The organism is Mesorhizobium sp. M4B.F.Ca.ET.203.01.1.1, from assembly GCF_004791025.1.
GTDB lineage: Bacteria > Pseudomonadota > Alphaproteobacteria > Rhizobiales > Rhizobiaceae > Mesorhizobium > Mesorhizobium abyssinicae.
The window spans coordinates 70,590-89,683 of the sequence record NZ_SRUO01000012.1 but is presented as its reverse complement, the minus strand read 5'-3'; the positions used below and the strand labels follow the sequence as shown (position 1 = coordinate 89,683).

The following is a 19,094-nucleotide window of genomic DNA, read 5'->3' as shown; positions in this document are numbered from 1 at the left end:
ACGAGAAGGAACCGGTCAGCGCCTGGACCTTCTAGCTGCCGTTGCTCGGCCACCCGATGCCAATTGGTGCCGCAACTCCTTGAGCAGAGCAGCGAAAGCCGGGGAGGGATGCCGACGGTCCGGGTAATAGAGATGATATCCCTGGAAGGTCCGGCACCAATCATCGAGCACGCGTATCAATGCCCCGTCGGCAACAGCTTGCGCGGTGCTGTCCTCTGTGACCATTGCGAGACCATGCCCCGCAAGCGCGGCGGTGATGGCAAGACGCTCGTCGTTCAGAATGAGCGGTCCCTCGACACGGACGTGCAGCTCGCGGCCATCCTTCTGGAACTCCCAGGCATAGAGACCGCCGGCTGTCGGGAGGCGCAAGTTCATGCAGCGGTGCTGAATCAGGTCATGGGGGGTGTGAGGAGTTCCGTGCTTGGCGAGGTACGACGGAGAGCCGACAACAACCATGCGCAGATCGGGTCCGATGCGAACCGCAATCATGTCCTTGGCGACCTGCTCACCCATCCGAATACCGGCATCAAACTGATCGGCAACGATATCGGTGAAGGAGGCATCGACCGAGATTTCCACCTGCACGTCAGGGTAGGCGTACATCAATCGCGAGACTGCCGGCCACAGCACGGTCTGGGCTGCATGGAGTTCGGCGGTCACCCGAACGAGGCCGCTTGGCGTGTCCCGGAGCTCGCTCAAGGTTGCCAGCCGCGCCTCGACATCGGCAAGCGCCGGCTTCAGGGTTTCGATGAGTTGCGCACCCGCCTGTGTCGGAGCGACGCTGCGCGTCGTGCGGGTCAGCAACCTCATCCCGAGCCGCTCCTCGAGCCGGCGCACCGTTTGGCTCAGCGATGATTGGGACTGGCCTAGCCTGGCTGCGGCACGCGTGAAGCTGCGTTCCTCGGCGACCGCGAGGAAAACGTTGAGATCGCCAAGGTCGTTACGTCGCACTTATCACGCCACCTTATGGGTTCATGCGCATCTAAGCATCTAAGCGATTGCCGCTCCAAACGCCAGATAGGTCCCGGATGCCGCCGGCAACGTGGGCTGGTCGGTCAACAGCCTGTGGATGCTCGGCCTGTTCCTGGCCTGGCGGGGCGGCCTCTCGTCAGCGTGCTGGGTTAGGTGTACCATTTTGGCCAGTTTGGGTCCGGGGCAGGATGATGAATGTCCCTCCATTGAACCGGAAACTGCTGGCGATCCTTGCGTTGGATATGGTCGGCTATTCAAAGGCGACCGAGATTGACGAAGCTGGCACCATCGGGCGCCTGAGAGCTATCCGGGCCGACGTAACCGATGCAGCGATCGCTCTGCATCAGGGTCGAATTGTCAAGCTGTTGGGAGATGGCGCGCTTGTCGTCTTCGACAGCGTCGTCGATGCGGTGATCTGCGCAGCCGAAATTCAGAAAGCTGTGGCCGTTCGCAATGGCGGATTGCCGGAGCATGAGCGGATTGTGTTCCGCATCGGGATCAATCTTGGCGATGTGGCGCTGGTGGATGGCGATGTGTATGGCGACGGCGTCAACGTCGCCGCTCGCATAGAGCAACTGGCCGATCCGGGCGGGGTGATGGTGTCAGGTACGGCCTACGACCATTTGCAGGGCAAGCTTGATTGGCCACTCGATTTCGTCGGCGAGCAGCAGGTCAAGAATATCAACCGCCCGGTGCGGATGTACCGGGTGAGGCTCGATGGCAAGCGGGTGCACCGGACCTTACGCCAGGCGATGCCGCACTGGACCAGGACGGCTGCGGCGGCGATCGTGGTGCTGGCTCTGGTGGGTGGGGGGAGCTGGTGGTTCTTTCAGCCCACGTCACTGGGGGCCAAGCCGTCGGTCGCGGTGCTGCCTTTCAATAATTATGGCGACGAGGCCAGCGGGCGTCTGGCCGATGGCTTGACTGAGGATATCATCACCGACCTTGCGCGGTTTCCCGAACTTGACGTCGTGGCCCGGAATTCGACGGAAGTCTACAAGGGCAAGCCGGTGGATGCCCGCCAGGTCGCACATGCGCTCCATGTCGGTTTCGTACTGGAAGGCTCCATCCAGCGGGAAGATGAGCGGGTGCGGGTCACCGCGCAGTTGATCGATGCACAAACCGGCAACCACCTTTGGTCGGATCGTTGGGACCGGCCCGCTGAGGACGTGTTCGCCGTCCAGACCGAGATCGCAGAGCAAGTCTCCAACCGTCTGGGCGGCGGCGTAGGGTTGATTCAAACGGCCGGGCGGGCCGCGGCCAAACGCAAACGACCTGAAAATCTGAATGCTTATGACTACTATCTGCTCGGGACCGAGAAGATTGAAGAGATCACCGTAGCCGATGAGCAGGAGGCAATCGCGCTTCTCAACCGCGCCATTGAGCTGGACCCCGGGCTGGCCCGCGCCTGGGTAGAACTTTACCATGCTCACGTCATATTGGCTGGCTTCGGTATCAATCCCGAGAGCGAGACCAAGGCGGCCGCCGATGTGGCCGAACGCGCGGTGCGGCTCGATCCAGGCGACGCTGAGGCACACGCCGTGTTTGGGATGAGTCTCAGCAACAAGGGCGACATCGCCCGTGCCAAGGCTGAACTGGATACGGCTCTCCGTCTTGCTCCCGGTTCGTCCGAAATCCTGACATTCTATACCGGCTATGCGGCACGCTTCGGTGAACCCGAACGCGGCGCTCAGATGGTCGACCAGGTCAGGCGGCTCGACCCGAACCATCCGATGTGGACGTCCAACTTCTTCGGCCCTGCCTATTTTATGGCCGGCCGGTATGAGGACGCGTTGAAGATGCTGGAGCGCATGGCGCCTGACAACTACGACAAGTGGAGGTGGGTGGTGTTTAGCGGCACCCTTGCGGCTCTGGGTCGGATGGATGAGGCGAAGGCTTCGGTTAGGGAAACTCTCAAGCAGTACCCCGACCTGACCGTCGAGAGCATGATCAATGAAGTCGGCTTGAGCACTAGTGAGCGCAGCCGGTTTATCGAAACGATGCCGCTCGCCGGCTTTCCGTCTTGCGCCAAGCCCGAGGCGCTGGCGAAACTCGCCAAACCTGTGCGGCTGCCGGAATGCGAGGCGCAGCCTCTCGGGCAGCCGTAGAACAGCCCGGCCATTGGCGGACCGCCGCCCATGGCGTTGCCCGTCCAACGCGGCAGCTATTGCCAATATGCCGCGAAGCTGGTGTCATCCCATTTGCACCACGGAGGTATGACGATGAAGCGATCCCATGGGCTCGCCCTGTTTTCCTCGACTCTCGTCCTGTGCGCTGCGGCTTCGGTTCCCGCGCCCGCAGCGCAGCCCGGCGATCCGCCAGCCAACATCGCCAAGATAGGAACGGTGGTCGTTATCTTCGCCGAGAACCGCGCCTTCGACAATCTCTATGGTCACTTCCCTGGAGCCGAGGGCATCGACCAGGCAAGCAAGGAAAGCCTGCAGCAGCGTGACCGTGACGGATCCGTGCTGTCCGAACTGCCGCCTGTCTGGGACGGGCTGACCGCCAAGGGCGTCACGCCGCCGGTGACGCAGGCGATGACCGAGCACCTTCCGAACGCGCCGTTCACCGTGAACGACCCCAAGGGGTTCAACGTTCCGCTCAGCGTCGCAACGCACGATCTCTGGCACCGCTACTACCAGAACCAGATGCAGATCAACGGCGGCAAGAACGACATGTTCGTAGCCTGGGCCGATTCAGGCGCCATGCCGATGAGCAACTGGGACGCCTCCAAGACCGACATGTGGGCGGTGGCGCAGAAATACGTGCTGGCCGACCATTTCTTCATGGGCGGTTTCGGCGGTTCCTTTTTCAACCATCAGTGGCTGATCTGCGCCTGCGCGCCTTACTACGCGGATGCCGACAAGAACCCGGCCAAGCCGTCGATTTCGGTGACGGACGATGGCGGCACAGCGCTGAAGCTCGCCGACAATTCGCCGAAATCGGTGCGCGACGGTATCCCGAAATTCGTCTCCGACGGCAATCTGACGCCGGATTTCTACGCTGTGAACACAATGCAGCCGCCATACCAGCCGAGCGGCAATGATCCGGCGCCCGGCGGCGATCCGCTCCTCGCGGACCCGTCCAAGCCGACAACGCTGCCGCCGCAGACGGAGCCGACCATCGGCGATATGCTCAGTCTCAAGCAGGTCAGCTGGGCATGGTACTCGGGCGCCTGGCAGTACACGCTCGACCATGGCAATCACACGCCGATCCCGAATTTCCAGTACCATCACCAGCCGTTCAACTATTACGCCAACTACGCGCCGGGCACCGAGGCCAGGCGGGAACACCTGCGCGACGCCGGGCTGGCTGGCGTGAGCTTCATTCAGGCGATCGACGACGGCGCCCTGCCTCAGGTCTCCTTCTACAAGCCGCAGGGCAATCTCAACGAGCATTCCGGCTATGCCGACATCCAGGCCGGAGACCGCCATATCGCCGATGTCATCAGCCATCTGGAGAAGAGCCCGCAATGGCCGCATATGCTGGTCGTTGTCGCCTATGACGAGAACGGCGGCATCTGGGATCACGTCGCGCCGCCCAAAGGCGACCGCTGGGGACCGGGCACGCGCATCCCCGCGATCATCGTTTCGCCTTTTGCCAAGCATGGCTATGTCGATCAAACGCCCTATGACACGACGTCGATCCTGCGCTTCATCACCGAGCGTTTCGAATTGCCGGTCCTGCATGGCATCGTGGTTCGCGACAGGGCAGTGGCCGCGCATGGCGAACCGCCGCTCGGCGATCTCACCGGTGGGCTCGACCTGAATTGAGGGCGCGTATCTGGAGGACAACGATGGATGTCGACAGGGTTGTTGCCTTGGTCACTGCTGGCGGCATCGAACTCACTGACCGCCGCCGCAACGCCAAGGGCGATGGCTGGTCGCTGAGCTTCGCCAACGGTGCCACGGTGGAGGTGGGTGACGACGGGTCGGCACGCGTTGCCGGCAAGGGCGCCAGGGCCGTGGCCAGGCTGCTCGACCTGCCGAGCGCGACGCGCGCCAGCTGAGCCAGGCGACGTCGCCGCCTGGCCGCCACTGCCGTCATTTGGGATTTCTGGTCAAAATTGCCGACGCCACGCAAGGGCCTGGCGCAGCCGGCTTTCTCTCGGTTTCCGCCCGAAAGACGTCACGAGGCGGACGCGACGACCCCCGGTTGCACGCGTCCGAACTCGACGTCCCAACTGCGTTCCGCCGGTGCGGCTTCGCCGCTCAGCCCGAGCTTGGGGAAAAGCAGTTCCGCGACATTGAAGACCTCTTCCAGATGCGGGTAGGCGGACGCGATGATCGTTTCGATGCCGATCTCCTGATACTCGCGGATGCGCGCGGCAACGTTGTCGGGATTTCCGACCAAGGCCGTTCCAGCACCCCCACGCACCAGCCCGGGTCCGGCCCACAGGTTCGGACCGACAACCAGCCGGTCTCGTCGACCCTGATGCAGAGCCGACATGCGCTTCTGTCCAACCGATTCCGAGATATTGACGAATCCGTTCTGGGCCTCGGCGATCAGGTCGTCGGTGACGCGGCTGATCAGTCGGTCTGCGGCGGCCCAGGCCTCATCCTCAGTTTCGCGAACGATCAAATGGATGCGAAGGCCGAAGCGGATCGTTCGGCCTTGCGCCGCTGCGGCCTGCCTGACCCGCCCGATCTTTTCGGCGAGCTGGTCCACCGGTTCGCCCCAACTCAGATAGGCGTCCACGTGCTTGGCGGCGATCGCAATGCCGGCGTCGGACGAACCTCCGAACCACAGTGGAGGATGGGGCTGTTGAACCGGCGGGAAGGAAATGTCGGTGCCGTGGGCGGAAAGATACTTGCCCTCGAAATCCGCCGGTTCACCTGAAAGGATTCGCCGCCAGATGGTCAGGAACTCGTCGGTCTGCGCGTAGCGGTCGTCATGGTTGAGCTTGTTGCCGTCACCGGCGAGGTCGGCTGGATCCGCGCCGGTGACGACATTGAGCAGCACCCGGCCGCCGGAAATCCTGTCCAGCGTGGCGGCATGGCGCGCAAACAGGGCCGGCGTCCCGCTGCCCGGCCGGAGCGCCACGAGGAATTTCAGCCGTTCGGTCAGCGGGATCAGGCCGGCTGCAACGATCCAGGCGTCCTCGCACCGCGTTCCGGTAGGCAGGAGCACGCCCTTGAAGCCAAGTCGATCGGCGGCTTGGGCGATCTCCTTGAGGTAGCGGAAGGTTGCCGGCCGGTGCCGCTCGTCGGTGCCGAGATAGGGGCCGTCACCATGGGTCGGCAGATACCAGTAGAGATCGAGCGGGCGGATGTTGCTGGACATCGGATTGTTCCTTCAGTGACAGGGGGTGTGTTGACGGGCAGTTGTCAGAGCTTGCCCTTCCAGGGGACGAGGCGGTGCTCCAGCCAGCGCATGCCGCTCGTGAAAGCGAACGCCAGGGCGGCAATGACGATGAGGCCGACGAAGACAACGTCGGTAGCGAGGAAGTTGGCCGCGGACATGATCATGTAGCCGAGCCCCGACTGCGCCGCGATCAACTCGGCCGCGACCAAGGTGGACAGTCCGGCTCCGATGGCAATTCGCAGGCCGGTCAGGATTTCCGGCAATGCGGATGGCAGGATAATGGTCGTGAACAATTGCAGGCTGCTGGCGCCAAGGGACAGCGCGGCATTGATCCGCTCAACGGGCACTGAACGGACTCCGGCCTGCGCGGCAAAGCAGATCGGGGCAAAGGTCGATAGCGTGAGGAGCGTGATCTTGGAGGTTTCGCCGATGCCGAGCCAGATGATCAGCAGCGGCAGGTAGGCCAGGGGCGGCAAGCCCCAGTAGAGGTCGATCGGAACGCTGAAGATCCCCTTGATCCAACGGTTGAGGCCCATCAACAGGCCAAGGGGAACACCCAGCACAATTCCTGCGCCCAGAGCCGCGGCGATGCGGCCAAGGCTTGCCAGCGTGTGGTTGAGAAGCGTGTCGTTGGCATAGCCGTCGGCCGCGACGGCGCTGAACTGGGCCAGGACCTCGGCCGGCGAGGGCAGGAACAGCGGTGACGCCCAGCCGAAGCGTGCGGCGAGGAACCACAATGCAATCAGCGACGCAAGCGTAACCAGGCTGATGCCGAGTGTGTTCGTCGATGCGGATCGACGTGGCCGAGCCGGCGGCGCGCGCCGGGCGGTCGAAGTCTGAAATGTGGTTGGGGAATTGGCGGTAAGCGTCATTGCAAGGTTCCTGTGCGGGCGCCTTCCGGCTGATGGATGAGCGAGCGGATTTCCTTCCGCAGTTCGATGAAGCGCGGATGGGACTGGATCGGCCCGATGTCGCCGCTTTCGGCGAAGTCGCGCACAAAGTCGGCGTCGAACCGGGCGACGATACGACCTGGCCGGGGCGACATCACAACGATCGTCGTGCCGAGCGTCAGGGCTTCCTCGATCGAATGGGTGATGAACAGGATCTGCTTGCCCGTCTTGGCCCAGACTGAGGCCAGAAGCTGCTGCATGGTCTCGCGCGTCAGGCTGTCGAGCGCGCCGAACGGCTCGTCCATCAAGAGGATCTTCGGATCTGTGGCCAGCGCCCGCGCGATGCCGACCCGCTGGCGCATGCCGCCCGACAGTTCGTAGGGCGGCTTTTCGGCGAAATCGGCGAGGCCGACCAGTTCCAACAGGCGCCTTGACAGCTCGTGGCGTTCTGCGCGGGGCACCCCCCGGTACTTCAGGCCGAGCGCGACGTTGTCCAGCACGCTGGCCCATGGCAGCAGAGTATCCTTCTGGAACACGACGCCACGATCGCCGCCTGGCGCCGCGATTTCCCTTCCGTCCAGCGTGATCGTGCCTTCGGTGAGCGGCAGGAAGCCGGCGATCGCGTTCAGCAACGTCGACTTGCCGCACCCGGAAGCACCGACCGCGACGACGATGGAAGCGGGGGCGATATCGAGCGAGACGTGATCGAGCGCATGCACGTCCTGTCCATCGGAAGCCGGAAAGGTGACGCTGGCATCTCGGATTCGAAGCATGGTGGCCCTCCGGGCGATTTGGCTGGCGCGCCAGCCAAATCGGGGTTCCTTCAGGGATTGCTAGTTCGAGGCCTTGGCCACTTCGGCATATTGCGGATCGGCGAAGGCCGCGTAGCTGTCCTTGACCGAGGTGATCTTGTGCTGGTCCTTCAGGAAGCCCGCGGTGTCCTTGAGGATTTTCGCGACCGCGCTCTTCTCGCCACCGCCCAGCCATTTGTCGGAGACCTGTTCGTCGAGCGGCGGGACGACCGTCGTCTTCAACTGCTCCGAATTCTCGGCCGCTGTGCCGCCTTGCAATTTTGCGATCAGCTTCGCGTTCTCGGTATCCGGGCCCCAGGCGGCCGGATTGCTCAGGTAAGCCTGGTTATAGCCGTCGATCAGCCGGACATACTGGCCGAGGAACTCCGGATTGGCCTTGGCGAACGCGCCGGTGACGACCAGAGCGCCGAAGGTCGGCGCGCCGCGATCGGCGACCTGGCCGGCCGTGAGCAGGATCTTGCCGTTCTTCTTGAGCTCGGAAAGAGCCGGATCCCAGACGAAGCCACCGTCAATGTCGCCGCGCTTCCAGGCCGCGACGATCTCGGGCTGCGGAATAGCTATGACCTGGGTTTCCTTCTCGGAAATGCCTTCCTGCTTGAGCACGGCGAGAAGCTGGTAGTGGTCGGTCGAGACCGGTGCGGCGGCGAGCTTCTTGCCGCGCAGGTCCGCCGGCGACTTGATTTCGGGTCGCACCACGAGCGCCTCGCCGTCGCGGGAGACCGACGAGATGTAGAACGCCTTCACGTCGATGCCCTTGCTGATGGCGGCCGAGAACGGGCTCGATCCGACATCGCCGATCTGGACGTCACCGGATGCGATGGCGGCGAAGATGTCGGCGCCGGAGTTGAAGCGGCGGAATTCGATGTTCCAGCCCGTCTTCTTGGCAAGGTCGCCATTGGCGATGCCAAGATTGTAAGGGTTGGCGCCGGTCTGGTAGGCGACGACGACTTTCTTGTCGTCCGCGGCGCTTGCCGCGGTATGGGCTGAAGCCAGGGCAAGTCCAAAAAGGGCGACGGAAATCAATTTTCGCATGGGCTTTAATCCTTTGAACAGAGGCACAGCCTCGATTGCAGCCGATCGGAGCGGCCGTGAATTAAAGTCCACTGAATTTATAGACTTTACAGAAATGAAATTCCGAAAGCCTGTTCCTCGATAGAAAAGATCTGACGCGAACCGGCCCTAATGGATCACCCACACGCAATATCAGGCATGCGCCACGGCGTTGGCGCCGCTGCCGATGTTACGGATTTTAAGTCAAATTTTACCGAACTGGCGCCATGGCTTTTGCGCTGCCGGGGTGTTCCTGCCGGCCTGTTTCGCGTATGGGGTAACGATGCGTATTGTCCGGACGATTCAGCTGGTTCTCGCCTCCGGCCTGATGGCCGTCTCTTCGGCCCATGCCGGCGAGGGGAGCTGGATTTCGGGCGACTGGTACCTGACGCTCGGCGCAACCGGCCTCATCGCGCCGAATTTCGAGGGCGGCAAGAAGTACATGCTCGGCGCCCAGCCGATCATCTCGCTCGGCAAGGTGGGTCCGGAAGCGCGCTTCACCTCGCGCAATGACAACATCTCGCTGGCGCTGATCGACGACGGCAGCGTGCGCGCCGGCCTGACCGGCAAGTTCCTGTTCTCCCGCAGCAGCAAGGATGAACTGGCGGGTCTCGACCCGGTGCGCTGGGGCGGCGAGGTCGGCGGCTTCTTCGAATTCTATCCGCTTGACTGGGTGCGAGCCCGCGCCGAGCTTCGGCATGGCATCCGCGCCCATGACGGCTTCGTCGCCGATATCGCGGCCGACGCCTTCTACGACGTCACGCCGACGGTCCGCATCTCCGGCGGGCCGCGCGTCTCCTTCGCCTCGTCGGGCTATTTCGACGCCTATTACGGCGTCAACGCCACCGAAGCGGCGGCCTCCGGCCTCAGCGAATACCATCCGGGAGGCGGCCTGAAGTCGACCGGCCTCGGCGGCGCGATCACCTGGAAGGTCACCGAGCCGATGACGGCCAGCCTGTTCGGCGAATATTCGCGCCTGATGGGCCCGGCCGCCGATTCCAGCCTCGTCCGGGAGCGCGGCGATCGCAACCAGTTCACGGTCGGCGTCTCGACCACCTATCGCTTCGACTTTTCGATGTAGCCGCCTGAACTCGGCGCTTTATTCCTGCTGACTAATCCGCTAAAAGCCCGGCCATGACGAGCTTTTCGCGCCTGTTTGCGATCGCGATACGAATTACGAGCCCGGTGTTCCGGGTGGCCTGAGCGCCGCCGGAGCCGCCGGGACTGTTGCGCGCGCGCTTCGCGCTTTTCAGAACATGATAGTTCAACGCCCGAGCCTGTTTGTCGCCGGGCAATGCACATGGCAGACCAATGACCGATACCGCTGAAACGATCGACTATTCCAAAACGCTCTATTTGCCGCAGACGGATTTCCCGATGCGGGCCGGCTTGCCGGAAAAGGAGCCGGCGCTGGTCAAGCGCTGGCAGGACATGGACCTCTACCGCAAGCTGCGCGAGGAGGCCGCCGGGCGCGAGAAATTCGTGCTGCATGACGGCCCGCCCTACGCCAATGGCAACATCCATATCGGCCATGCGCTGAACAAGGTGCTCAAGGACGTCATCAACCGCTCCTTCCAGATGCGCGGCTACGACGCCAACTACGTGCCGGGCTGGGACTGCCACGGCCTGCCGATCGAGTGGAAGATCGAGGAGCAGTACCGCGCCAAGGGCAAGAACAAGGACGAGGTGCCGGTCAACGAGTTCCGCAAGGAATGCCGCGACTTCGCCGCGCACTGGATCAAGTTGCAGGGCTCAGAGTTCCAGCGGCTCGGCGTCGTCGGCGATTTCGACAACCCCTATACGACGATGGCTTATCACGCCGAGGCGCGCATCGCCGGCGAGCTGTTGAAATTCGCCATGTCGGGCCAGCTCTACCGCGGCTCGAAGCCGGTCATGTGGAGCGTCGTCGAGCGCACCGCGCTTGCCGAGGCCGAGGTGGAGTACCAGGACTATGAGAGCGACACGATCTGGGTGAAATTCCCGGTGGCGAGCTTGGCGCGCCCGGTCGCCGGCGCCGATGACGCGCAGGCGGCAGTGCTGTCGGAATCCTCGCTCGACCTCATCGAGGCCCATGTCGTCATCTGGACGACGACGCCCTGGACGCTGCCCGGCAACCGTGCCGTCAGCTATTCGCCGCGCGTCGCCTACGGGCTTTACGAGGTGACGGCGGCCGAGAACGCGTTCGGCCCGCAGCCCGGCGAGAAGCTGATCTTCGCCGACGCCCTTGCCGAGGATGCCTCGGCCAAGGCCAAGGTCACCTTGAACCGCCTTCACGATGTTTCGGCCGAACAGCTTGCAAGCCTGACGCTGTCGCATCCGTTCAGGGGGCTGGCCGACGGCTACCAATTCCCGGTGCCGATGATCGCCGGCGAGCATGTCACCGACGATGCCGGCACCGGCTTCGTGCACACCGCGCCCAGCCACGGCCGCGAGGACTTCGACGCCTGGATGGACGCTGTGGCGGAACTGCTCAAGCGCGGCGTCGACACCGCGATCCCGTTCCCGGTCGACGATGCCGGCTTCTTCACCAAGGACGCGCCGGGCTTCGGCCCGGACCGCGAGGGTGGAGCCGCGCGCGTCATCGACGACAATGGCAAGAAGGGCAACGCCAACCAGGCGGTCATCGAGGAACTGATCAAGCGCAATGCGCTGTTCGCGCGCGGCCGCCTGAAGCATTCCTATCCGCACTCCTGGCGTTCCAAGAAGCCGATCATCTTCCGCAACACGCCGCAATGGTTCGTCTATATGGACAAGGACCTCGGCGACGGCACGACGTTGCGCAGCCGCGCGCTGAAGGCGATCGACGACACCCGCTTCGTGCCAGCCGCCGGCCAGAACCGCATCCGCGCCATGATCGAGGAGCGTCCCGACTGGGTGCTGTCGCGCCAGCGCGCCTGGGGCGTGCCGATCGCCGTCTTCGCCGACGTGGACGGCAACGTGCTGAAGGACGAAGCGGTCAACCAGCGCATCATGGAGGCCTTCGAGGCCGAGGGCGCCGACGCCTGGTTCGCGCCCGGCGCCAAGGAGCGCTTCCTCGGCAATCACGATGCCGCGAAATGGCATCAGGTGATGGACATCCTCGATGTCTGGTTCGATTCGGGCTCGACGCATGTCTTCACGCTGGAGGACCGTCCGGACCTGAAATGGCCGGCCGACGTCTATCTCGAAGGCTCCGACCAGCATCGCGGCTGGTTCCACTCCTCGCTGCTCGAAAGCTGCGCCACCCGGGGCAGGGCGCCCTACGACACCGTCGTCACCCATGGCTTCACCATGGACGAAGAGGGACGGAAAATGTCGAAGTCGCTCGGCAACACCGTGGTGCCGCAGGACGTCATCAAGCAGTCGGGTGCCGACATTCTGCGGCTCTGGGTGGTGACGACCGATTACTGGGAAGACCAGCGGCTCGGCAAGAACGTGCTGCAGACCAACATCGACGCCTACCGCAAGCTGAGGAACACCATCCGCTGGATGCTGGGCACGCTTGCCCATGACGATGGCGAGGAGGTGGCGCTGGACAAGATGCCGGAACTGGAGCGGCTGATGCTGCACCGGCTGTCAGAGCTCGACGAATTGGTGCGCCAGGGCTACGACGCCTTCGAGTTCAAGCGCATCACCCGCGCGCTCGTCGACTTCATGGTGGTCGAGCTGTCGGCCTTCTATTTCGACATCCGCAAGGACGCGCTCTACTGCGACGCGCCCTCCAGCGTCCGGCGCAAGGCCGCCGTGCAGGTGGTGCGCCATCTGTTCGACTGCCTGGTCAAATGGCTGTCGCCGATGCTGCCCTTCACCATGGAGGAGGCCTGGCTCGATCGTCACCCCGACGCCGTCTCGGTCCATCTCGACCAGTTCCCGCAAATCCCGGCGGATTGGAGGAACGAGGCGCTGGCGGAGAAGTGGCGCAAGGTCAGGCAGGTGCGCCGCGTCGTCACCGGCGCGCTCGAGATCGCCCGCGCCCAGAAGGTCATCGGCTCGTCGCTGGAGGCGGTGCCGGTCGTCACGATCGACGATGCCGCGCTTGAAGCGGCGATATCGGATGTCGACATGGCCGAGATGGCGATCACCAGCGATCTGGTCATCGCCCACGGCAAGACGCCAGACGGCGCCTTCACGCTGGACGAGGTCAGGGGTGTCGCGGTGGTCGTCGAGAAGGCCGAAGACCGTGGCCTGGTGAAATGCGCGCGCTCCTGGCGCTACACCGCTGATGTCGGCGAAGATCCGGAATTTCCGGACGTCTCGGCCCGCGATGCCGATGTACTGCGCGAACTCAAGGCGCTCGGGCGGCTCTAGTGCATGTCGCCCAAAAGTGTGAAGCGGTTTGGGATAACGACATGCATCACCAAAATGAGTGCACAAATGCCACGCCGGGCGGCGGATTGCCGCCCGCGCGTTGCCCTTAGCGGGTGGTTGAGGTAAACACGCGAAACTCCGGACGACAAATTCTCGCCGGAATTCCGTCGCAAGTGCTTGGCCGATGGGGACCGCGCCTCTGGCCGGTGGCGATCGAGAGGCTGTTTATTGTGGGACTTTTTGGCATGACCGAGAGAACATATGCGCGCGTCGCGCTGCTGGCGCCGCTCGTCGTATCGGGGCTTGCGCTGTCCGGCTGCATGGGCTCGCCCACCTACGGCACCGACAAGCCGGCCGCCACACAGCTCGCCGACGATCTCTCCAGTGCCTTTTCGATCACGCCGAAGCGCAAGGAACAGATCGACTACAAGCCGCGCCCCGATCTGGTGAAGCCGGCGCCGGGGCAGAAGGGAAACCTGCCGCCGCCGCAGGAGAGCATCGAGACGGCGAGCGCCGATTGGCCCGAATCGCCCGAGCAGCGCCGCGCCCGACTTCGCGCTGACGCCACCGCCCACCAGGACGATCCGGCCTACCAGTCGCAGATCGTCGACGACGTGCAGACCGATCCGGCGGCGGTGAAGAAGGCGATGGCGGATTCGGCCTCGAGCCACCCGCCGCGCTGGACGCCGGCGGATTCGGACAAGGGCCGCGCCGCCGAGATCCAGCGCCGCATGGCAGAGGGCAAGCAGGGCGACCCCAACACCCGCAAATATCTGAGCGAGCCGCCGCTGGCCTATCGCGTCGCCTCCGACGCCGCGCCGCAGGGCGAGCTTGGCGAGGACGAGTACAAGAAGGAACGCCGCCTCAAGAAGGAGGCGGCCGCCAAGAGCAAGAGTGGCGGCTGGTTCGACTGGTGGTAAGGTTTCGGCCCTGGGCTTCTTGGCTTAGGCCGATTTCTACGGCTCGCGCCGCTCCCGGAAAAAATCCTTGAGAATGAGGGACGCCTCGCGCTCGCCCATGCCCGGATAGATGTCCGGCGTGTGGTGGCAGGTGGCGGAGGTGAAGAAGCGCACGCCGTTGACCACCGCGCCGCCCTTCTCGTCGGCGGCGCCGAAATAGAGCCGGCGCAGTCGCGCGAACGAGATGGCGCCGGCGCACATGGCGCAAGGCTCCAGCGTGACATAGAGATCGTGGCCGGTAAGCCGCTCGCTGGCGAGCTTTTCGCAAGCCTGGCGGATCGCCAGCATCTCCGCATGCGCCGTCGGATCGGCAAGCTCGCGGGTGCGGTTGCCGGCCTTGGCGACGACCGTGCCGCCGCTGGCGATGACGGCGCCGACCGGCACTTCGCCGCGCCGCGCCGCCGCCTCGGCCTCCGCCAGTGCCAATGCCATGAAATCCGGCCGCTTCACGCGCTTTCCATTCCGATTATCTCCTCGCCACCCGACAGCGATCCTGTTATCTAGCGCCTAACCTCGAAAATCGGACTCGGTTTTCGGCAACGATCATGCGCCACATCAAAGTGCGACAGCGTCCTTTGCGCGCCCGAACGGATGCGCCACGCTGTAGCAGCGCAAACAGGCAAAGGCCACATGGACGACAACGACAAGAAATTCCGGCCCAAGAAGGGGCCGGTCAGGGGCGGTCCGAAAGCCGCGGGGCCGCGCGGCCGCGATGGCGCCGCCGGCAAGGGCGGCAAGCCGGGCTTCGGCGCCAAGAAGCCTTACGCGCCGCGTGGCGACCGGCCGATGGCTGCCGAAGGCGAGCGGCCAAAGCGCGATTTCAAGAGCGGCGACCGGCCGTTCAGCAAGGGCAAGCGTCCCGAAGGCAAGCCCTTCGAGAAGCGCGAGGGGCCACGCAAGCCCTACGCGCCGCGCGGCGACCGGCCGATGGCTGCCGAAGGGGAGCGGCCTCCGCGCGATTTCAAGCGCGCCTACAAGCCGCGCGATCTAGAGCAGGGCGCGCCAGGCGGCGACAAGCCGTTCCGCAAGGGCCCGCGTCCGGACGGCAAGCCGTTCGAGAATCGTGAGCGCAAGCCTTATACGCCGCGCGGCGACCGGCCGATGGCGGCCGAGGGCGCGGGCGGCGAAAAGCGTTTCGACCGGCCTAAACGTGATTTTGCCGATCGTCCGAAGCGTGACTTTGCCGATCGCCCGAAACGGGATTTCGCCGATCGCCCCAAGCGCGATTTTGCCGGCGACCGGCCGCAGGGTGGTTTCAAGCCGCGCCCGCGCCCCACGGAGGCCGCCGAGGAAGCGGGCGAGCGCATCGCCAAGCGGCTCGCACGCGCCGGTCTTGCCTCGCGCCGCGACGCCGAGGAACTGATCGCCGCCGGCCGCGTCAAGGTCAACGGCAAGGTCCTGTCCTCGCCGGCCTTCAACGTCATGCCAGATGACATCATCCATCTCGACGGCATGGAAATCCCCAAGATCGAGCGCACGCGGCTGTTCCTGTTCCACAAGCCGGCCGGCGTCGTCACCACCAACCGCGATCCCGAGGGCCGCAAGACCGTCTTCGACGTGCTGCCGGCGGAACTGCCGCGGCTGATGACCATCGGCCGCCTCGACATCAACACCGAGGGGCTGTTGCTGCTGACCAATGACGGCGGCCTGTCGCGCGTGCTCGAGTTGCCGGCCACCGGCTGGCTCAGGCGCTACCGGGTGCGCGTGCACGGCAAGGTCGAGGAAAGCGCGCTCGCGGGCCTGCGCGAGGGCATCGCCGTCGACGGCGTTTTTTATGGCGCGATCGAAGCCAGCCTCGACCGGGAGCAGGGCACCAATGCCTGGCTGACGATCGGCCTGCGCGAAGGCAAGAACCGCGAGGTCAAGAACATCCTTGGCGCGCTCGGCCTCGACGTGACGCGGCTGATCCGTATTTCCTACGGCCCATTCCAGCTCGAGGACCTGCCGGAGGGCCACGTGCTGGAGATCAAGGGCCGCGTGCTGCGCGACCAGCTCGGCGAGCGCCTGGTCGAGGAATCCGGCGCCAATTTCGACGCCGAGATCCAAAAGCCCTTTTCCAACAAACCGGTGCGCCGCACCGAACCGCGACGCGATGAGGCCGAACGGCCAAAATTCCCGCGCGATGGCGTCGATCGCCGGCCGATCGGCGAGGGCGGGCTGATCAAGGCCCGCAAGCGCCGCGAAGGCAGCCGCGACGAGGCGCTGGGCAAGCTTTCGACCAAGCCCGACAGGGCCTTCGGCGAGCGCGGTCCGAAGCCGGAGCGCGGCGGTTTCGGCGACAAACCTCGCGGTGGTTTTGGCGACAAGCCCCGTGCGGGGTTCGGCGGCAAGAAGTCCGAGCGCGAGCAGCGGCCGATCGAGCCGCCCGGCCAGCGCAAGGCCAATGTCTGGATGGCGCCGGGTGCCCGGCCGATCGGCAAGGGCAGGGCGGAGGCCGATGCCGCAAAGGCGGCGGAAGCCAAGGCGCGCAAGGCTTCGTTCAAGCCGTCCTATGGCAAGGCTGCCGGCAAACCAAGCGGCGCCAAGCCGTACGGCAAGCCGCGTGGCGAGCGCCCGGATGGCGGCGACCGGCCGCGCCCGAAGGGTCCCAGGACCAGATGAGGGCCGGACTGAAATGAGAATCGTCGGCGGTGAGTTCCGCGGGCGTCCGCTGGCGACGCCGCGCGGCAATGCCATCCGCCCGACCACCGACCGCACGCGCGAGGCGCTGTTCAACGTGCTGGCGCATCGCTTCGCCGACAAGCTCGATGGCGCGCGCGTGCTCGACCTGTTCGCCGGCACCGGCGCGCTCGGTCTGGAAGCGCTGTCGCGGGGCGCTTCCTACGGCGTCTTCATCGAGGAATCGGCCGAGGGACGCGGCCTGATCCGCGAGAATGTCGAGGCCTTCGGACTGACCGGCCGCACCAAGATCTTCCGCCGCGACGCCACTGGGCTCGGCGATGCCGGCACGCTGGCCGCTTTCGGCCTCGTCTTCGCCGATCCGCCCTATGGCAAGGGTCTTGGCGAGCGTGCGCTGCGTTCCGCCAGGCAAGGCGGCTGGCTGCTGCCCGGCGCGCTCTGCGTCGTCGAGGAAGCGGCCTCCGCGCCGTTCGACGCCGGGGAGGGATTCGCGGTGGTCGACGAGCGCGGTTATGGCGAGACGGTGATCCGGTTCATCGAGGCGGGGTGAGCAGCTCTCCTCTCCCACAAGTGGAGAAGGAAGAAGCGCCGCCTCGAAAATGACGAACAATTCACTTTGCCTCGACCAGCAACCTTGCCTATCGTCGCGCAACCGAAACCGGAGCGTTTAATGACATCTTGCACCAGACGGCTGCGCGCGGCGCTCCTTACCTCGGCGCTTGCGCTCACCGGCCCGGCGCTCGCCGGCGACGACGGCAAGGTGACGGATTTCCTGCTCGACAACGGCATGGAGGTGGTGGTCATCCCCGATCATCGCGCCCCGATCGTTACCCACATGGTGTGGTACAAGATCGGCAGCGCCGATGAGCCGGCCGGCAAATCCGGCATCGCGCATTTCTTCGAGCACCTGATGTTCAAGGCGACGACCAACCACGCCGCCGGCGAGTTCGACAGCGCCGTCGCGGAGATCGGCGGCTCCAACAACGCCTTCACCTCCTACGACTATACCGCCTTCCACGAGACGGTGGCGCCATCGGCGCTGGGCGAGATGATGGCCTTCGAGGCCGACCGCATGCGCAACCTCATCCTCACCGACGACGTCATCAAGACCGAGCGCGACGTCATCCTGGAGGAGCGCCGTTCGCGCATCGACAGCAGCCCGCAGGCGCTGCTGGAGGAGGAGGTCGACGCCACGCTGTGGCAGAACCAGCCCTACCGCATTCCGGTCATCGGCTGGATGCAGGAGATGGAACAGCTGAACCGCACCGACGCGACCGCTTTCTACGACAAGTATTACCGGCCGAACAACGCCGTGCTGGTGGTGGCTGGCGATGTCGAGCCCGACACGGTGAAGGCGCTGGCAGAGAAGACCTACGGCAAGGTCGCGCGCGGGCCGGACCTGCCGCCGCGCATCCGCCCAGTCGAGCCCGAGCAGAACACCAAACGCTCGGTGACGCTGTCCGACGCGCGCGTTTCGGTGCCGACCTTCTCGACGCAATGGGTGGTGCCGTCCTATCACACGGCCCGGCCGGGCGAGGCCGAGGCGCTCGACCTGCTCGCCGAAATCCTCGGCGGCGGCAACCGCAGCCGGCTCTACCAGCAGCTGGTCGTGAAGCAGGGCGTCGCGGCGGAGGCCGGCGCCTACTTCCAGGGCACCATGCTCGACGCCACCAACTTCACCATCTACGGCGCACCGCGCGGCGACGCCAAGCTCGGCGATGTCGAGGCGGCGGTCGACGCCGAGGTCGCCCGCATCGCCAGGGACGGCGTCACCGATGACGAGCTGGAGAAGGCCAAGCAGCGCTATGTCCGCTCGATGATCTTCGCCCGCGACAAGCAGGACGACATGGCCAACATGTATGGCTCGACACTGGCCACCGGCGGCAATGTGCAGGACGTGCTCGAATGGCCGGATCGCATCCGCAAGGTCACCGCCGACGAGGTCAAGGCGGTCGCCGCCCGTTATCTGGTGCTCGACCATTCGACGACAGGCTATCTCCTGCCGCAGCAACAGGCGGGGAATTGATGATGAGTTGTGTGGCCGGGCGGATGAGTGCTTTTCCTTCTCCCCTTGTGGGAGAAGGTGGATCGGCGCGTGGCGCCGAGACGGATGAGGGGTGCTGGCAGGACCGCCCACGGTTCGTTTCTTCCAACACCCCTCATCCGTCGCCTTCGGCGACACCTTCTCCCACAAGGGGAGA

At 64.9% G+C, this 19,094-nt stretch carries 16 protein-coding genes; 9 read left to right on the top strand and 7 right to left on the bottom strand.

The genetic code is table 11. The annotated features are described in order from the left end of the window. Window positions 1–15: 15 nt before the first annotated feature. The gene (locus tag EN846_RS23345) at window positions 16–951 is read right to left on the bottom strand and encodes a LysR family transcriptional regulator (protein ID WP_127309923.1); all 936 of its coding nucleotides are present in this window, start codon (window positions 949–951) and stop codon (window positions 16–18) included. 212 nt (window positions 952–1,163) lie between these two features. On the opposite strand from EN846_RS23345, the gene EN846_RS23340 reads away from it, so the two are divergent. The 3 genes from EN846_RS23340 (at window position 1,164) to EN846_RS23330 (ending at window position 4,981) form a co-directional block, all read left to right on the top strand. Then, window positions 1,164–3,080 carry an adenylate/guanylate cyclase domain-containing protein gene (locus EN846_RS23340; protein WP_127393387.1) on the top strand — a complete coding sequence of 639 codons (1,917 nt, stop codon included), beginning with the start codon at window positions 1,164–1,166 and terminating at the stop codon, window positions 3,078–3,080. Window positions 3,081–3,194: 114 nt separating this feature from the next. Beyond that, window positions 3,195–4,745: an acid phosphatase gene (locus tag EN846_RS23335; protein WP_245493486.1), complete on the top strand. Its 1,551-nt coding sequence runs from the start codon at window positions 3,195–3,197 to the stop codon at window positions 4,743–4,745. A gap of 23 nt (window positions 4,746–4,768) precedes the next feature. After that, window positions 4,769–4,981, top strand: coding sequence for a hypothetical protein (locus tag EN846_RS23330; protein ID WP_127286395.1), 213 nt, complete (start codon window positions 4,769–4,771; stop codon window positions 4,979–4,981). A gap of 119 nt (window positions 4,982–5,100) precedes the next feature. On the opposite strand, the gene ssuD is transcribed toward EN846_RS23330, so the two are convergent. The 4 genes from ssuD to tauA are packed head-to-tail and all read right to left on the bottom strand — an operon-like array spanning window position 5,101 to window position 9,010. Next, complete coding sequence (ssuD, locus tag EN846_RS23325; protein WP_127393743.1) at window positions 5,101–6,255, bottom strand: FMNH2-dependent alkanesulfonate monooxygenase; 1,155 nt, start codon at window positions 6,253–6,255, stop codon at window positions 5,101–5,103. A 44-nt stretch (window positions 6,256–6,299) separates the two neighbouring features. After that, on the bottom strand, window positions 6,300–7,148 hold the full coding sequence (locus tag EN846_RS23320) for an ABC transporter permease subunit (RefSeq protein ID WP_127393742.1): 849 nt from the start codon (window positions 7,146–7,148) through the stop codon (window positions 6,300–6,302). Next, complete coding sequence (locus EN846_RS23315) at window positions 7,145–7,939, bottom strand: ABC transporter ATP-binding protein (RefSeq protein WP_127393741.1); 795 nt, start codon at window positions 7,937–7,939, stop codon at window positions 7,145–7,147. Before EN846_RS23315 ends, EN846_RS23320 begins: the two co-directional genes overlap by 4 nt. Before the next feature lie 60 nt (window positions 7,940–7,999). Then, a complete protein-coding gene (gene tauA, locus EN846_RS23310) occupies window positions 8,000–9,010 on the bottom strand; it encodes a taurine ABC transporter substrate-binding protein (protein WP_127393740.1) in 1,011 nt (336 codons plus the stop codon). Window positions 9,011–9,311: 301 nt separating this feature from the next. Here tauA and EN846_RS23305 point away from each other — a divergent pair, with 301 nt between their 5' ends. Next, window positions 9,312–10,109, top strand: coding sequence for a MipA/OmpV family protein (locus EN846_RS23305; RefSeq protein WP_127286400.1), 798 nt, complete (start codon window positions 9,312–9,314; stop codon window positions 10,107–10,109). Window positions 10,110–10,140: 31 nt separating this feature from the next. On the opposite strand, the gene EN846_RS35605 is transcribed toward EN846_RS23305, so the two are convergent. After that, entirely contained in the window at window positions 10,141–10,296 is a 156-nt protein-coding gene (locus tag EN846_RS35605) for a hypothetical protein (protein WP_187331452.1), read from the bottom strand. A 43-nt stretch (window positions 10,297–10,339) separates the two neighbouring features. Between EN846_RS35605 and ileS the strand changes: the two genes are divergently transcribed. Together ileS and EN846_RS23295 are read left to right on the top strand one after the other, a co-directional pair. After that, window positions 10,340–13,315 carry an isoleucine--tRNA ligase gene (gene ileS, locus EN846_RS23300; protein WP_127392262.1) on the top strand — a complete coding sequence of 992 codons (2,976 nt, stop codon included), beginning with the start codon at window positions 10,340–10,342 and terminating at the stop codon, window positions 13,313–13,315. Window positions 13,316–13,560: 245 nt separating this feature from the next. Beyond that, the gene (locus tag EN846_RS23295) at window positions 13,561–14,235 is read left to right on the top strand and encodes a hypothetical protein (protein ID WP_127286669.1); all 675 of its coding nucleotides are present in this window, start codon (window positions 13,561–13,563) and stop codon (window positions 14,233–14,235) included. A gap of 36 nt (window positions 14,236–14,271) precedes the next feature. On the opposite strand, the gene EN846_RS23290 is transcribed toward EN846_RS23295, so the two are convergent. Continuing rightward, entirely contained in the window at window positions 14,272–14,724 is a 453-nt protein-coding gene (locus EN846_RS23290) for a nucleoside deaminase (protein WP_127286670.1), read from the bottom strand. Between the two features lie 180 nt (window positions 14,725–14,904). Between EN846_RS23290 and EN846_RS23285 the strand changes: the two genes are divergently transcribed. The 3 genes from EN846_RS23285 (at window position 14,905) to EN846_RS23275 (ending at window position 18,919) form a co-directional block, all read left to right on the top strand. Continuing rightward, on the top strand, window positions 14,905–16,875 hold the full coding sequence (locus EN846_RS23285; protein ID WP_128346166.1) for a pseudouridine synthase: 1,971 nt from the start codon (window positions 14,905–14,907) through the stop codon (window positions 16,873–16,875). Between the two features lie 13 nt (window positions 16,876–16,888). Continuing rightward, on the top strand, window positions 16,889–17,443 hold the full coding sequence (rsmD, locus tag EN846_RS23280; protein ID WP_127392264.1) for a 16S rRNA (guanine(966)-N(2))-methyltransferase RsmD: 555 nt from the start codon (window positions 16,889–16,891) through the stop codon (window positions 17,441–17,443). Window positions 17,444–17,563: 120 nt separating this feature from the next. Continuing rightward, window positions 17,564–18,919: a pitrilysin family protein gene (locus EN846_RS23275; protein WP_127392265.1), complete on the top strand. Its 1,356-nt coding sequence runs from the start codon at window positions 17,564–17,566 to the stop codon at window positions 18,917–18,919. Window positions 18,920–19,094 lie beyond the last annotated feature (175 nt).